12 protein-coding genes and 3 pseudogenes are annotated in these 14,379 nt (G+C 69.0%); 7 read left to right on the top strand and 8 right to left on the bottom strand.

Annotated features, from left to right (window positions below):
- Positions 1-147 precede the first annotated feature (147 nt).
- Both AC07C1_RS39200 and AC07C1_RS39205 read right to left on the bottom strand, forming a co-directional pair.
- A complete protein-coding gene (locus AC07C1_RS39200) occupies positions 148-327 on the bottom strand; it encodes a hypothetical protein (RefSeq protein ID WP_478946901.1) in 180 nt (59 codons plus the stop codon).
- 41 nt (positions 328-368) lie between these two features.
- Positions 369-647, bottom strand: a complete 279-nt coding sequence (locus AC07C1_RS39205; RefSeq protein WP_478946902.1) for a hypothetical protein — start codon at positions 645-647, stop codon at positions 369-371.
- A 306-nt stretch (positions 648-953) separates the two neighbouring features.
- Here AC07C1_RS39205 and AC07C1_RS39210 point away from each other — a divergent pair, with 306 nt between their 5' ends.
- On the top strand, positions 954-2,051 hold the full coding sequence (locus AC07C1_RS39210) for a DUF3533 domain-containing protein (RefSeq protein WP_478946903.1): 1,098 nt from the start codon (positions 954-956) through the stop codon (positions 2,049-2,051).
- An 80-nt stretch (positions 2,052-2,131) separates the two neighbouring features.
- Here AC07C1_RS39210 and AC07C1_RS39215 read toward each other — a convergent pair whose 3' ends face one another.
- Both AC07C1_RS39215 and AC07C1_RS39220 read right to left on the bottom strand, forming a co-directional pair.
- Positions 2,132-2,602, bottom strand: a complete 471-nt coding sequence (locus AC07C1_RS39215) for a hypothetical protein (RefSeq protein WP_478946904.1) — start codon at positions 2,600-2,602, stop codon at positions 2,132-2,134.
- Positions 2,603-3,012: 410 nt separating this feature from the next.
- Positions 3,013-3,771, bottom strand: a complete 759-nt coding sequence (locus tag AC07C1_RS39220) for a hypothetical protein (protein WP_478946905.1) — start codon at positions 3,769-3,771, stop codon at positions 3,013-3,015.
- A gap of 641 nt (positions 3,772-4,412) precedes the next feature.
- Between AC07C1_RS39220 and AC07C1_RS39225 the strand changes: the two genes are divergently transcribed.
- Complete coding sequence (locus AC07C1_RS39225) at positions 4,413-5,789, top strand: IS1380 family transposase (RefSeq protein WP_478946906.1); 1,377 nt, start codon at positions 4,413-4,415, stop codon at positions 5,787-5,789.
- Positions 5,790-6,478: 689 nt separating this feature from the next.
- Here AC07C1_RS39225 and AC07C1_RS39230 read toward each other — a convergent pair.
- Positions 6,479-7,246 carry a DeoR/GlpR family DNA-binding transcription regulator gene (locus AC07C1_RS39230; RefSeq protein WP_478946907.1) on the bottom strand — a complete coding sequence of 256 codons (768 nt, stop codon included), beginning with the start codon at positions 7,244-7,246 and terminating at the stop codon, positions 6,479-6,481.
- A 160-nt stretch (positions 7,247-7,406) separates the two neighbouring features.
- On the opposite strand from AC07C1_RS39230, the gene AC07C1_RS39235 reads away from it, so the two are divergent.
- The 3 genes from AC07C1_RS39235 to AC07C1_RS39245 all read left to right on the top strand — a co-directional run bounded on the left by AC07C1_RS39235 (position 7,407) and on the right by AC07C1_RS39245 (position 10,073).
- A complete protein-coding gene (locus AC07C1_RS39235) occupies positions 7,407-8,636 on the top strand; it encodes an MFS transporter (protein ID WP_478946908.1) in 1,230 nt (409 codons plus the stop codon).
- A gap of 2 nt (positions 8,637-8,638) precedes the next feature.
- A complete protein-coding gene (locus AC07C1_RS39240; protein WP_478946909.1) occupies positions 8,639-9,241 on the top strand; it encodes an HAD family hydrolase in 603 nt (200 codons plus the stop codon).
- Between the two features lie 526 nt (positions 9,242-9,767).
- On the top strand, positions 9,768-10,073 hold the full coding sequence (locus AC07C1_RS39245) for a hypothetical protein (RefSeq protein WP_478946910.1): 306 nt from the start codon (positions 9,768-9,770) through the stop codon (positions 10,071-10,073).
- On the opposite strand, the pseudogene istB reads toward AC07C1_RS39245, so the two are convergent.
- From istB to AC07C1_RS39260, 3 genes and pseudogenes are all read right to left on the bottom strand, one after another.
- Positions 10,066-10,841, bottom strand: a pseudogene (istB, locus tag AC07C1_RS39250) (IS21-like element helper ATPase IstB). The gene AC07C1_RS39245 and the pseudogene istB sit on opposite strands and share 8 nt — an antisense overlap.
- A pseudogene (istA, locus tag AC07C1_RS39255) lies at positions 10,838-12,436 on the bottom strand (IS21 family transposase). Before istA ends, istB begins: the two co-directional pseudogenes overlap by 4 nt.
- A 197-nt stretch (positions 12,437-12,633) precedes the next feature.
- Positions 12,634-13,248, bottom strand: a complete 615-nt coding sequence (locus AC07C1_RS39260) for a class I SAM-dependent methyltransferase (RefSeq protein ID WP_478946911.1) — start codon at positions 13,246-13,248, stop codon at positions 12,634-12,636.
- A gap of 142 nt (positions 13,249-13,390) precedes the next feature.
- Here AC07C1_RS39260 and AC07C1_RS39265 point away from each other — a divergent pair.
- Together AC07C1_RS39265 and AC07C1_RS39270 are read left to right on the top strand one after the other, a co-directional pair.
- Positions 13,391-13,660, top strand: a pseudogene (locus AC07C1_RS39265) (transposase); the annotation flags it as partial.
- Positions 13,661-13,897: 237 nt separating this feature from the next.
- The coding region (locus AC07C1_RS39270) for a S1 RNA-binding domain-containing protein (protein WP_478946912.1) at positions 13,898-14,379 on the top strand (482 nt) is incomplete at its 3' end.

Here is a 14,379-nt window from a genome sequence, read left to right on the forward strand (position 1 = left end):
CCACACCACTGTGGTGGCGTGCGGCCGCCAAGGAGACGAGAACGGGACGTCGTTCGGCCAGGCGGGACACCGCGCCGGCCGGCAACAGCCGCTGTGCCACCGTGTGACACGTGGGGGGGCACCGGCCGCAGGGCCAGCGGTCTGGGGTTACTGGATGCTGGACAGCGCCTCGCGGGCCGCGGCGGTGAACTTCTCCAGCCAACGGTGGAACTCGGCCTCCGCCACCTCGTACGCGGCCTGAGCGCCCTCGCCCGCTTGTTCCAGGGGGTGGAGCGCCCGGTTGGCGGTGATCACCGACTGGCTGAGCGCCTCGGCGGCCTCGGCCACACGCGCCGGTCCCTCGAGAACGACGAGGCGGATACATCGCATCAGCGGGTCGAAGGCCACCCGCAGGTCGTCGCCGCGTGCACGGCCGCCTTGAACTCGTCGTCCATGCTGGGCGCGGGTACCTCGGCCTCGAGCACCGCGCGACCGCCCACCGGGCCACCACTTGACTCGTAGCGCATCACGAGCGTCAGCACCGCCGCCTGCTGTCCGACGGCGAACGGAACACGGACGGTGCGCCGCAGCCGCAGCGGCCGGGCAGGCAGCCACGCCCTGCAGGCACGCCCGACATTCCGCACGCCGTCCGAGAGCCGAAAGGACATCACGGGCACTACCCTCCTTGACTGAGCCGGGACGACGCGCTCCGCACCGCGTCGCGTGTCCAGAAGTCCGCCGCATGCGACAGCGAACGCTCCACAATCAAGTCCCGTGACCCATGCGGTAGTTCGGCGACGGCTCGGGTAGACGCCCCGCGCACCACTGCAAGGCAGTTGACGCCCGGCCCAGCAGGAGCGCCGATTCGTGCCATTCGGCGCCCGGCCCCCCGAGCGGCAGGGCGACGTCCGGGCTACCAGCGGTACGCGGGCCCGCCCGCATTGCGGCACTCCACGGCTGAGATCATGCCCAGCATGAACGCCGATTCTCCCTCCTCTTCCAGTGTCCCTGCCGGGGGTTTCCTGGCCGAATTGCGGGATGCCATCAGCGTACGCGCCTTTGGCTTGGTACTGGCCGGCCTGCTGATACAACTCGCCTTCACTGTCTCCTACTTGGGCGCATTTCATTCTCCCACCCCGCACCGGATTCCGGTGGCCGTGGTGGCCCCGGTCCAGGCCTCTGCGCAGATCGTGGCCAAGCTCAACGGGCTCGACGGTGACCCGGTGAAGGCGACCGCCGTCGCGAACGAGTCCGCCGCCCGGCAGCGGCTCTTGGACCGGAGCGCGGACGCCGCCTTCCTGTTCAACGCAACCGGCACGAATGACACACTGTTGGTCGCCTCGGCGGGCGGCCCCTCGGTATCGCAGACCGCCTCACAACTCGCCCAGAAGATCGAGGCCGCGCAGAAGCGGCAGGTCACGGTCACCGACATCGAGGCCCCGAACAGCGGCGATGGACGCGGCATGACTTCGTTTTACGTGGTGCTCGGATGGGTGGTCGGCGGCTACCTGACGGCGACGATCATTAATATGTCCGCCGGTTCGCGGCCGGCCAACAGGCACCGGATCGTGATCAGGCTGGCGGTGCTGGGTTTGTACGCGGTCGTATCCGGGCTCGCCGGGGCGGTGATCGTGGGCCCGGTGTTCGACGCGCTGAGCGGTCACTTCTGGGCGTTGACGGGGATCGGCACGCTGGTGGTGTTCGCGGCGGCGGCGACATCGCTCGCGCTGCAGACGCTGCTGGGCATGGTCGGCACGGGGCTGACCATTTTGCTGTTCGTGGTGCTGGGCAACCCGAGTTCGGGCGGGGTGTACCCGTCGGTGCTGCTGCCGAGGTTCTGGAGCGCGATCGGACAGTCACTGCCGCCGGGTGCGGGCACCACGCTGGTCCGCAACACCGTGTACTTCGGCGCTCACGCCACGGCGGTCGCCTGGTGGGTGCTCGCCGCTTACACGGTGGGCGGTACCGCGGTCGCGCTGGTCGCGGCCTGGTGGCGGGAGCGACGCAAGACGGCGGCCACCAGCGCCGTTGGATCGGACGGCAGCGGACCGGAGGCCGTGCCTGCAGGGTGACGGGCCGTGCCGACCGGCATCTTGCGGTCGAGTACGTCACTTCACACGAGGGCTGACGAAGACATCGGCGCCCGCCGGGATCAGGTGGCCACCGGTCCCGGTGGGCTCGGTGCTGCGGCGGTTGACGACAGGGCCTGCCGGGTTGGGGGGACCGGCCGAGTCGCCACCTGAGCGACCAGGCAGTCCTTGCCGACGTGCCGCAGATGCCGTTGGGCGACCACATACGGAGTTTCGGGCAACGGGCGCAGGGCCATGTGGTCGCGCACCGCCCGATGGCCGATGACCTCGCCATGAGTGCCGTGCACCTTCGCCCGCCGCAGCGGCACCCAGGCTGCGAAAGCGGCGTTCATTACCTCGATGGACGCAGACGCCCGTCCAGCCAGCACGTGATCGCGGACGATGCCGACCTGCCGCTCGACGCGGCCGTTGCCCTGCGGCCGATAAGCAGCCAGCACATCGATGTCGAAGTCGTAGTGCCCGGCGAAGGCTACCGCCTCCGGATGCAGCGGGTCCGCCTCACCCGGGGCGACGTGCCGGCGAACGACTTCCACCGCAGGTGGTGGGCCGCCAGGCGGCGCCGGGAGACGGCGGATGAGGAGGCGTGGCGGCGCAGTGAGTCGGCGGTCAACGCGGATCGGGAGGTCAACCTGCGGGGACTGCCGGAGAGGGTGGTCGCGGAGATCCTCTACGGCCTGCAGGCCCGCACCGTAGCGGGCTCCAAGACCTGGGACCACTTCCTGCGTCCGCTGTGCGACCGGCTGCGGGGCCGATGGCGCACCGAGCCTGGAGGTGTTCGCCGATCCGGCGAAGTTCGAGACGCTCGTCCACACCCAGGCGATGCGCAGCGTGGTACGGACAATGCTGGTCTGGCTGACCCGTCTGGGCGCGACCCCGGAGTCGGAACGCCAAAAAGACGTCTGGGACCTGCATATCTTCACCGGCCACGGCGGCACCCTGGACTTCACCGGCATCTCGCAATCCCGCCTGCGGTGGGTGCCGCCGGGTCGGGGCCTTGGGGGGTGGCGGGGCGGGCCATGGCCTGGTGCAGGCGGGCGCGGATCTGCTCCGCGTCGAGGGGCACGTCCGGGTTCGCGATGTGCTGCAGTGCGTCGTGGGCGCAGGTCAGCAGGTCGGTCTCGGCTGCGGTGCCAGCGCGGCGGTGGGCGGGTACTGGCTGCTGGGACTGGTAGTGGATCTGGCCGTCCAGTGCCTGAGCCGCGCGCTGCGGGGTGCCGAAGGCTTCGATGACGCGGCGCTGGGTCTGCGCGGTGGCGACCGGGGCGAGTGCCTCGGGCAGATCGTGGGGGGGGGTCGGGGCGGGGAAGGCCAGGGAGCCGAGCGCGTCATGGATGCGGTGCAGTTGGCCTTCGCGTGCGGTCAGGTAGGCGGCCTGGGCGTGCCGCAGTTCGGGGTCGGCGAGGTAGTCGGTGCTGTCCTCGTCGGTGATCGCGATGCGCTGCGGGGGCGAGTGCTTCCACGGCGTCTTGGGCGGTGGCTGAGTGCTGCCGCCAGGTGCGGGCTGGGCCGCTGGTGGCCAGGACGGGGGCCGGGATCGGAAAGGAGTCGAGGAGCAGCTCGGCTTCCTGCTCGCGCCCTGAGTGTGCGGCGGCGGTGTAGGCGCGGACGGTCTGGCGGGCCTGGGCCAGGTGCTCGGCGCGCTGCGCGTCCAGGGCGACGAGGGCGCCCTCCTCGTGGTCGGTGATGGTGCCGCCGTTGTCATCGGAAACAGTGACGGAGCAGGCTGAGTGCCCGGTTTGCGAGCGATCGTGGACGGTGGGAGTCGAGCGGTCGAGGGCGGCGGTGTACTGCTCGGATCGTTGCCGGGTGCGGGCCTGCCGCCAGCGGCGGGCGTCACGGGAAGGCGTTACGGAATCGCCATAGCCGAACGCCTCGCGAACACTTCGAACACCCCTGGATTGGCAGGGTAGTTGGGTGCCGTCGAAAAGTGCTTCGAGCGCCCCTGGTTCACGCTCTGCCCCGGCGTGTCGCGCGCGCGTCACGGTGGACGGTGACCGGGGCTGGCGCCCCTCCGCCGCAGTATCAGCAAGCCCGAGGAGATCGCCTACTACCTCGCCTCATAGTGGCCGATGTTCGCTGGCAAACGAGGCGGAATCAGCGCACCGTCGGTATAGCCGTCCACTCGGCAGGTCGCGAAGTACGTGCTCGCTGCCCCAAGTTGGCATCCGCAGCCTCCCGCGGAGGTCTTCGTCGACGGCCGGGCCGCGTCGCCCGCAGCTAACCTCGCGCTTTCACGAGGTGGGCTGTCCGGCAGGCGGTCAGGAAAGCAGAAAGTGCCCCTGACCAGCAAGAATGAGGATTGTCGAGGTCCTTGTTCCTGCTGCCGCCGGAGGCACTTCCCAGGTGAAGCACTCTATCGGGTCCTATCCCTGTGTCCGTGTCCAGGACGACGGCCGCCAGGTCGTCTCCCAGGCCGGTTCGGTCCTACTCGTCGAAACGGTCCGCAAGACCGCTCTTGACCAGGCCATGTCCCAGGCTCTGGCTCCTTGGCGCAAACCGCGGGCCGTCCACGATCCCGGCAAGGCCCTGCTGGACCTCGCCCTGGCGGTCGCACTGGGCGGGGACTGCCTCGCGGACGTCGCGATGCTGCGGTGTGAGCCGGCCGTCTTCGGCCCGGTCGCTTCCGACCCGACCGTCTCCCGCCTGATCGACACCCTCGCCGCCTCCGGCGAGAAGGCCCTGCAGGCCATCCGGTCCGCACGGTCGGAACTCCGCAGACGGGTCTGGTCGTTGGCCGGCGAGAACGCCCCGGATGCCGACGGCCAGGTCGTCATCGATCTCGACGGTGTCCTCGTGATCGCCCACTCCGACAAGGAGGACGCGGCCCCGACCTGGAAGAAGACTTACGGCCATCACCCTCTGACGGCCTTTGTCGACCACGGCCCGGGCGGAACCGGAGAGCCCGTCGCCGCCCTCCTGAGACCGGGGAACGCGGGCTCGAACACGGCAGCCGACCACATCACCACAGCCCAACTGGCCCTGGCTCAACTGCCGAAGAAGTACCGGCGAGGACAGCAGACGCTGATCCGCACGGACTCCGCCGGCGGCACCCACGACTTCGTGTCCTGGCTCGCCAGGCGAGGCCGATGGCTGTCCTACTCGGTCGGCATGGTGATCACCGAAGCGATCCACGAACACGTGCTGAAGGTTCCCGCCTCGGCCTGGACCCCGGCCGTCGAAACCGACGGGGAGGCCCGTGACGGGGCCTGGGTCGCCGAGCTCACCGGCAAGCTCCTGGACGGCTGGCCTCAGGGCATGCGACTGATCATCCGCAAGGAACGCCCCCATCCTGGCGCCCAGTTGAGGATCACGGACGCGGACGGCATGCGAATCACATGCTTCGCGACCAACACCCCTGACCAGCCGATCGCCGCCCTCGAACTCCGTCACCGGCTGCGGGCCCGTGCCGAGGACCGGATCCGGGCCGCCCGGGCCACCGGCCTGCGCAACCTGCCCCTCCACCGGGCAGCCCAGAACAAAATCTGGCTCGAGATCGTCCAGATCGTCCTCGACCTCCTGGCCTGGATGCCCATGCTCGCCCTCACCGGCACCACCCGGCTCTGGGAACCCCGCCGCCTGCGATTCCGCCTGTTCTCCGCAGCCGCCCAGCTCGTCACCACCGGCCGACGCAAGATTCTCCGCCTCACCCGGCACTGGCCCTGGACAGGTGAGATCACCGCCGCCCTCGAACGGCTCGCACTCCTGGCCACCCCAGGCTGAGCAGCAACTTCCCACCGTCGCGACGACAACATTCCCCACCCCGGGCAGTGGAACCCGGCGCTCACCCGACGCGGCAGCCGGGCCGTCGGCCTGCCCACCATCAACTCCGGAAAGCGAAACAGTCCACCGACTCCGTCGGCGGACCGTCATGCAAGATCGAGGCTAACTGGTCCAGTCCTATGGGGCCCTGTTCTGCGAATTCTCGGTACAGGCTGCCGATCTCCGCCGAGTTGAGCTCCCTCGGTTGGTCCCTGTCTTCCAGTGACTTCTGTATCGGCTGTTTCGGTACTTCCACTGTCGACACCCTCTCGATCGCGCCAGTCGCGATCGCGATGCTAGAGGGCTCCTTCCGGACGTGCGCCGCGCAGGCACGTGGGACATCTTTTGGAGGGGACCCTTCAGCGTGGGCAGCGGAGGTCAAAGCCCACCAGCGAAACGGATTTGGGCCGGGCCGGAGTCGTCGGTTGCGGAGATTCGCCCGATATCCGAACGCGTCGGGGCGTCCGCGAAGGGCGTAGAGAGCGGCTGAAAGTTGTCGAAATATCTTGCTGGCATATTCGCGCCCGGCGTGAAGAGGACGGTCCGGCTCTGTTGGTGAGCGGCGGGCTCTGGTGGAACCTTGGCGAGGACGAAGGCGTGCCGGGATGGACAGGGGGTGAGGTAGGGACGCCCGGCTCAGTCGTCTGGGTTCAGTCGTCCGACGGGTGGATGACCTGAACTCCCCGTGCCCGCAGTTCCTCGACCACCGGTGAGCTTTCCGGCGCGTCGGTGACGACGAGGTTGATCTGTTCCATGGGGCAGATCCGCCCCAAGGCCGCGTGGCCCAGTTTGTCGGCGGTCGCCACCACGATGACCCGCTGCGCGGACGCCACGGCGGCGCGCTTCACCTGTACGTCGTCGAGATTGTAGGCGGTGGCGCCCTGGACCGGGTCAACCCCGCAGCAGCCCAGGATGAACGTGTCGAAGCACAGGTCCCGAAACGTCTGGACCGGGGTGTGGCCGTAGAAGGAGAGCTCCTCGGGGCGCACTTGGCCGCCGGGCATCAGCAGCTGGATGCCCGGATGGCCGGAGAGCGCGAAGGTGGCGTGCAAGGAGAGCGGGGTGACGGTGAACTTCCGGTCGGCCATGGCCTTGGCGATGGCCACGGCGGTGGTCCCGGTATCCAGCGCGACGGTCTCGCCGTCGGTCAGCAGCTCCAGCACCGCGGCGGCGAGCCGCTCCTTGGCCTGCGTGCCGGACATGGCGCGCACCGCGTAGGGCGGCTCGACGCCACCCGGGAGGTTGCTCACGGCGCCGCCGCGCACCCGTCGCAGGGCGCCGCGGGACTCCAGCACCTCGAGGTCCCGGCGGATCGTCATCTCGGACGCTCCGGTGGCCGCAGCCAGCTCCGCGACCGTGGCGCGGTTCTTCTCCATGAGCAGCGCGACCACGAACTTATGTCTGTCCATCACGTTCATGTGTCTGCTTTAGCACAAAAGAGCTGGTCGTGGGAGCCGGACTGCGCGCTCGTCCTGTTGAAATGAACATCGACGGTGAGTAATGTGCGATCGGGTTGTGAGTTCCACCTGGTAATGAACGTTGATGATGTTCATTTGTTAATGAACGATGAGGAGAGCGATGTCCGACACCCATGGGGACGACCTGGCCACGACGGCGAAACCCCTCCTCACCACGGTCGCCATCGTCGCCTCATGCGTGGCGTTCGTGGTGATCGGCGCCCTGCAGGCGCTGTACGGGCCCGCGATCCCAGCGCTGCGGGACGAGTTCGGCATCAGCCCCGTCGTGGCGGGGCTCAGCCTGAGCGCGCACTTCATCGGAGCGCTGCTGGGTGTGCTGATCTACCACGTGCTGCGCGGCCGTCTGAACAACCGCACGCTGCTCGGGGGCTCGTACCTGCTCATGGCAGCCGGCGCGGCGGTCTTCGCCTTCTCGCCGAGCTGGATCCTGGCGCTGACCGCCACCTTCGTCATCGGACTGGGCTTCGGCGGCATCGACTACGGCCTCAACCAGCTCTTCGCCATCGGGTTCGGCCGCCGCAGCACCGCCATGCTGAACCTGCTCAACGGCCACTTCGGGGTGGGCGCGATCGCCGGCCCCGCCCTGATCGGCTGGCTCGGCGCGGGCAGCTACCCGGAGATCTTCGTCGGGATCGGCGTCGTCTGCCTGCTCATCCTGCTCACCCTGGGTGGCGTGGCCGCCAGCGAGCCGGAGGCCGCCGCCGACGGCGACGCGGTGGGCCGGGCCCGCGTGCTGCCGGTCATCGCCGCGTTCATCGGCGTCTACATCCTGCACGTGGCCATCGAGACCGGAGTCGGCGGCTGGGAGCCCACACACCTGGAGGCGGTGGGCTACGGCGCCGCCACCGCCGCCACCGCGACCTCGGCGTACTGGGCCGCCATGACCATCGGCCGCTTCGTCATCGTGCCGCTGAGCCTGCGCTGGTCCGCGCCGTCGATCCTGACGGTCTGCTGCGCCGGTATGGCTGTCTTCCTCGTCCTCGCAACCGTTCCCGCGCTCGCCCCGTACGCCTACTTCGGCGTCGGGCTGATGATCGCGCCCATCTTCCCCACCTGCCTGCCCTGGCTGAACCGGGCCGTGCCGAGCGTGGCCGCGGCCGGGGCCTACGTGATCGCCGCCTCCATGATCGGCGGGGTGGCCTTCCCACCGCTGCTGGGCGGGGTGATCGACACCATGGACGTGCGGGCGGCGCCGCTGGTGCTGTTCGGCCTCGCCGTCGTCTGCGTCGGCCTCAGCCTGTGGCTGCGCAAGCACGCGCCCGATCCCGACGGAGCGTCGGCCCCTGCCGCCGGGGGGCTTCCGGACGCCGTCCCGACCCAAGGAATTTAAGGATGAAAGCCGTACTCTTCGACATGTTCGGCGTCCTCGCACGCCTTCAATCGCCCGCGTCCAAGGCCGTATTGGAGAACACGGCCGGGGTGGAGCGCGAGCGGTTCTGGGCGGCGTACTGGTCGCAGCGACCCCCGTACGACCGTGGCGACGTGGCCGGGCCCGCGTACTGGAAGGGGGTCTGCGAGACGCTGGGCGTCCCGCTCGACGCGCGCCTGACCGCCGACCTGATCGCCGCGGACCTGGCCAGCTGGAGCGAGGTCGACGACCGCGCGGTGGAACTGCTCGGCGCCCTCGCCGCCCGGGGGTTCACCCTCGGCTTGCTCTCCAACATCCCCGAGGAACTGGCCGTACGGTACGAGAACTCCGAGCCCTGGCTGGGCCGCTTCGCCGTCGTCGGGTTCTCCTGCCGGATCGGCAGCGCCAAGCCGGAGCCCGCCGCGTACGAGTGGTGCGTACGGGAACTGGGGCTGCCCGCCGGGGAGATCCTCTTCGTCGACGACCGGGCAGACAATGTCGCGGCGGCCCGCGAACTGGGCCTTTTGGGGCACCTCTTCACATCTCCCGACGCGTTGGAAGCCGCGCTGGAGGGCCTAACGGCGTGACGTCGCCGCACCTGTCGCCACCCTTCTCGGTGCCCGCGCCGCCGCCCCTGTCGCCGCCGTTGCTCTTCGCGCTGTGTGCCGCCGCCGGGGGACGTTTCCCGCCACCCGGCCGGGAGACCGAGACAGGTCTGGGCCTGGCCGGCGCGCTGCTGTTACAGGACGCGCTGGCCGGACGGCTGGAGCTGTCCCGGTACCGGGTCCGGGTCAGGGTCCTGGTAGCGGTCCCGCGCAGTGACGGTACGGGCGACGCGTTCCCGGACGGAGTCCCGGGCGGGGTCCTGGACGGCACGCTGCGGCGCGTCGGCGCGAGCGCCCGGGAGCGGGCGCGGAGCGCGTGGGCCGAGCGACTCGGCCCCTGGGCACTGGCCGGCGTACGTTGCCAACTCCTGCACGCAGAAGCGTCGCGGATAGGAATCCCGATTCGCAAAACTGGCCCCTTGTCAGATCGCCTCGGAGCCGCTGTTCAGTGGCGCGGAGAGGAAGGGTTACTTGCAGCTTTCGAATACCGACTCTTCACCAGTGCCACATGGCCCGCGTCCCGCCGGTCCGCGGCCGCCGGCCCACTCCGGTCGGGCACGGGCCGCGGGCCGTCAAGCGGGCTCTGGCAGCGGTGTCGGGCGTGGACCTCGACGCGTACGCCGCCGCGCTGACCGCCTACCGGCTCCTGGCGTGCTCGGCGTCCGTCCTCGGCGTGAGCCTGGACCAGGTCCCGGCGTCATTGCCCGTCAACGTGGCCGCCGCCGACTCCCTGCTGGACCCACCGAGCCCCTGCTCGCTGCCGGCGCCTACCACGCGTGTTCCCCAGCCCCGGGCGTCGACGGCGGCTACTTGACAGACGGCTTGGTGGGCTTGTCGGTGGGGTCCTTGGGGTGCTTGTTCGGACGGTAGCTGGGGCCGTTCATGATGACCTGGTGGCTGGTGTTGATGAGCCGGTCGAGGAGGGACTAGGCGACGACGGGGTTGGGGAAGAGCGGATACCAGTCGCTGGGCGCCCGGTTGCTCGTTATGATCAGGGACCGCCCCTGCCGCTCGCTGACGAGTTCGTGGAGGTCGTCGGCGTGGGCCGCGGAGAGCTGGCGCATGGCGAAGTCGTCGAGGATGAGCACGTCGGGCCGTACGAGTTCGCGGATCCGTTTCTCCCAGGTGCGGTCCGCGTGGCCGCCGGCGAGTTCGGCGAGGATCCGGCTGGTCTTGGCTGAAGCGGACGTGTGCGCCCTGCCGGACGGCGAGGTGGCCCAGCGCCTGGGCGATGTGCGTCTTGCCCACCCCGACCGGGCCGAACAAAATTACGGACTCGCCCGCATGCAGCCAGCGAAGGGCGCCCAGGTCCCGGATCTCGGCGGCGGGCAGTTTCGAGGAGGCGGTGAAGTCGAACTCCTCCAGAGTGACCTGCTGCTCGAACTTGGCCCGCTTGAGCCTGCGTTGGAAGGCAACGGTCTCGCGGCGGGTGATCTCGTCCTGGCAGAGGACCTGAAGGAAGTCGAGATGGCCTGAGTTCGCCGCCGTGGGCCTGGGCGAGGCGGGCATCAACGGTCTCCAGCATCCCCGACAGCCGCAGGGACTTCAGTGACTCGCGCAGGGCGGTGTCCATCACGCTCATCGTGCCGCCACCTCGTCTTCGCCGTGGGCCTGGCCGTCACGGGTGTCCTCCGCCGTGTCCGGGGGTGCGACGGAGCCGAACAGTCCCTGCGGGCCGTGGAGGAAGGCCGCGGCGCCCGCGTCTCCGCTGGTCTCGGGCTCGGGATCGGTCTCGGTGCCGGCGACCAGGATGCCCTTGACGGTGCGGTAGGACGGGTCGCCGACGGTGATCGCTCTCGTGCAGGCGGCCTCAAGGCGGGTGTCGCCGTACTTCTTCCGCAGCCCGAGAACCCCCTGGGCAGCGCGGAGCCGGTAGAGCGCGTTGACCTCCAGGAGCTGGTCGACCACCTCGCGGCAGGCATCACCGACCTTGGACGCCTGGGTGCGGCACCAGATGGGCGTCTTCATCTGGAAAGCGATCTTCTCCGGCGGGTAGTCACTCTTGTCGGTGCGTTTTCCCTGCTCAAGGGCAGCTGGGTCTTGACCAGCTCGCCGTCGAGGAAGACCTGCACCATCGTGGCGGTGGAGCGGACGTCGACCTTGCGGCCGATCAGTTTCCAGGGCACCGAGTAGAGGGTGCGGCCGACCTTGATGTGGATGTCCGGGCCGACGGTGGCCGTCGACCAACGGGCCAGGGTGAACGGGGTGGGCGGCAGCGGCAGCAGGGCGGCTGCCTCGACCGCGCCGAACACGGCCATCGGGGCTGCCCCGCCCAGCGGCCGGCACTGGCGGCGCCCGGCGACCTGCTGGGCCCAGGTGACGGCCTCGGTCTGCATGTGTTCGATCGAGGTGAACTCCCGCCCGCGCCAGAACAAGTCGCGGACGTAGGGCATGGGCCGCTCCACCCTGGGCTTGTCCTTTGGCTTCGATGCTCTCGCCTGGTCCACCAACGCGCCGTAGTGGGTGGCGAGTTCGGCATACGCCTTGTTGATTTTTCGGGTCGTAGAGGTCGGGTTTGTCGACCCCGGTCTTGAGGTTGTCCGGCACCAGACGGCGCGGGACGCCGTCGAAGTAGCGGAAGGCCGCGACGTGCGCTTCGGTCCACGCGTGCTGGTCCAGGTGCAGGACCGGACGGACGAACATGTGCCGTGAGCAGGGCAGCACCATTACGAACGCCCAGACGCGGTGCCGTTTGCCGGTGCGGGGGTTGGTCCACTGGCCCAGGAACCCGTAGTCGATCTGGGCCTCCTCGCCCGGCTCGATCTCGTCGCGCAGGACGGTGGCCTGCGAGCGGCTCACCTCGTCGGGCAGCGTGGCGTGGACCCAGCGACGGAACGAGGAGATCGACACCTTCAGTTTGTGCTCGTCCCGCAGCCGCTGGTGGATCGTGGAGACCGTCACCGTCCCCAGCAAGTCCTTGATGTAGTCGCGGTGTTCGTTGATGTCGGACCAGGTGACCTGCCGCAGTCTCCGGTCGACGAGGCCGGGGAACCACCCCTCGATCAGCCCGGCCCAGTCGGCCTCGGTCATCGGCGGTCCGCCCGGGCTGATCCCGGACGCCTCCGCCGGTGCCAGGTACTTCCTGACTGTCTCGCGGCCCACTCCCAGCGACGCGGCCAGCGCGCTCTTCGAGCGCCCCGCGTACCAGTCGACGTAAATCTCGGTGATGTCGACCACGACGAACGTTCTCCTTGCCATCCGGGCTGCCCATCGGCCTGCCGAACCACGGGGCGAGGAACACGGACAGCTCCGCGACGACCAGGTCCCTCGGTCCCGGACTCCGCGCTACCCATGGAGAATCAGGAGGAACCCCTATAGAGAATCGCATGACGTTCAAACCGCCCAGAACGGGGAAAACCGTCATTAATGCCAGATCAGTGGGCGGGTTTCTCCCAGGTCAGCGAGTACCGGCGCAGCACATGGCGGCGGTAGCGCACGCCGGGCAGCAGTCGCCGGGCAGCTGCCCGCACCTGCCCATAGCTCATCTGCGGGTCGGCGACCGGCATGCCCTGGGGACCACGCGCGCGACGCAGCACCTTCGTGATCCGCACGATCGGGGCAGCCGCGATCAACGCCGCCCACTGCGTCACGCTCGCCTCGCGGGCCAGACCGACCACCACCAGCGTGCCGCCAGGCCGCAGCAGCTCACGCATGCGGACGAGGGCCGCCTCGAAGCCCATGTGATGGATCGTGGTCACCGAACAGACGAAGTCGTACTGCGCAGCAGGAAGATCCGCGGCGAGGAAGTCTCCCTCGATGAAGGTGAGTTGCGGGTCGCCGGCAGCAGACTCGCGTGCACAGGCGATCATGTCCGGCGACTTGTCGATCCCGGTGACGTGTTTCGCCCGCCCGGCGAGCTTCCGCGCCAGCAGCCCGTCCCCGCAGCCAACGTCCAGGGCATCGCCGCACCCGTCAGGAACAGAGCGGAGGATGCCCGGGTGCCGGGCAACGTTGGTGTTCCAGTACGGCTCTGCGGCGGGCTGGCGCATCGGATCATCGTAGAGGCCGGTCATGGCCTGCCCAGTACACACCGACGAATTCGCCGTCCCCATGGGGAGTCGTGATCGCAGGGATGGGGAATTACGTGAAGCTGATCATGCAGATCGTGGGGAATTGCCTGACCGTCGACACTACTGGCTGTCCAGCCTGCCCGCCGACACCCCGCTGTCCGAACTGGTCCGTCTGGCCAAGATCCGCTGGCGCATCGAGCACGACTACCGCGAACTCAAACACGGCCTCGGCCTGGACCACTTCGAGGGCCGCTCCTGGACCGGCTGGCACCACCACGTCACCCTGGTCGCCGCCGCCCACGCGTTCCTGACCGAGCAGCGCCTGGCCCCAAAAGCCGATACAGCGGACTCACCCTCTACCAGATCCTCGACACCATCCAAGACCTGCTGAACTGCTGGACCGGCACCTGCACCACCTGCCACCGCCCCCTGCCCAGAACGTCCGCCACCAGCCCAAACCTCAAAGCCAGAGCCAGAGCCAGAGCAACCTAACGGAGTCCTACTAGTCGGAACCTGGTCACGAGAGTTGGAACCAGTGCGACCGGCGCCGACTAGGCTCACCTCCATGTCCGAGCCAGCCCCTGACCCTCGCATGCAGTCCTTGATCAACCGCCTCCGGCCAGGGGTCGTGAGAACGGTGAAGGTAGCCGGGTTCGACGGAGCGGACGTCCTGGTGCAACTCGTAGATGCTGAAGGAGGGGCGATCGAGATTGGTCGGATTCCTCGGCAGGAAGCGTCGATGCGTTGGATGGAGCACCCATCCGAGCTGTTTGAGGTCGGCCAGGAGATCGATGCCGAAGAGATCGGGCGTTGGCGCGAGGGTCAGCTTCACCTCTCCGCCAAGGCGTGCGAGATTCCGGCCTTGCGGTCCTTCCTCCTCGCGTTTGATCGAGGGCAGGTCGTCGCTGGGACGGTCTCCGAGGTTCACAACGTCGGGGTTTTCGTTCACCTCGATGGCGAACCGGACGGCTTGTGCACCGGCTTCATCCGGGTGCCGGACCTGACGTGGGGCTGGATCAATCACCCTTCCGAAGTAGTCGAAGCCGGCCAGCGGATCACCGCAGAGGTGATCATCGCTGAGACGCGCTCCGGTCAGGTCACGCTCTCGTT

It is taken from the genome of Streptomyces sp. NPDC045022, from assembly GCF_056432605.1.

Coding starts and splice junctions, on each gene's coding strand:
- AC07C1_RS39205 (WP_478946902.1), bottom strand. CDS start 647: ATGTCCTTTCGGCTCTCGGACGGCGTGCGGAATGTCGGGCGTGCCTGC.
- AC07C1_RS39210 (WP_478946903.1), top strand. CDS start 954: ATGAACGCCGATTCTCCCTCCTCTTCCAGTGTCCCTGCCGGGGGTTTC.
- AC07C1_RS39220 (WP_478946905.1), bottom strand. CDS start 3,771: ATGACAACGGCGGCACCATCACCGACCACGAGGAGGGCGCCCTCGTCG.
- AC07C1_RS39230 (WP_478946907.1), bottom strand. CDS start 7,246: ATGAACGTGATGGACAGACATAAGTTCGTGGTCGCGCTGCTCATGGAG.
- AC07C1_RS39235 (WP_478946908.1), top strand. CDS start 7,407: ATGTCCGACACCCATGGGGACGACCTGGCCACGACGGCGAAACCCCTC.
- AC07C1_RS39240 (WP_478946909.1), top strand. CDS start 8,639: ATGAAAGCCGTACTCTTCGACATGTTCGGCGTCCTCGCACGCCTTCAA.
- AC07C1_RS39245 (WP_478946910.1), top strand. CDS start 9,768: ATGGCCCGCGTCCCGCCGGTCCGCGGCCGCCGGCCCACTCCGGTCGGG.
- AC07C1_RS39260 (WP_478946911.1), bottom strand. CDS start 13,248: ATGCGCCAGCCCGCCGCAGAGCCGTACTGGAACACCAACGTTGCCCGG.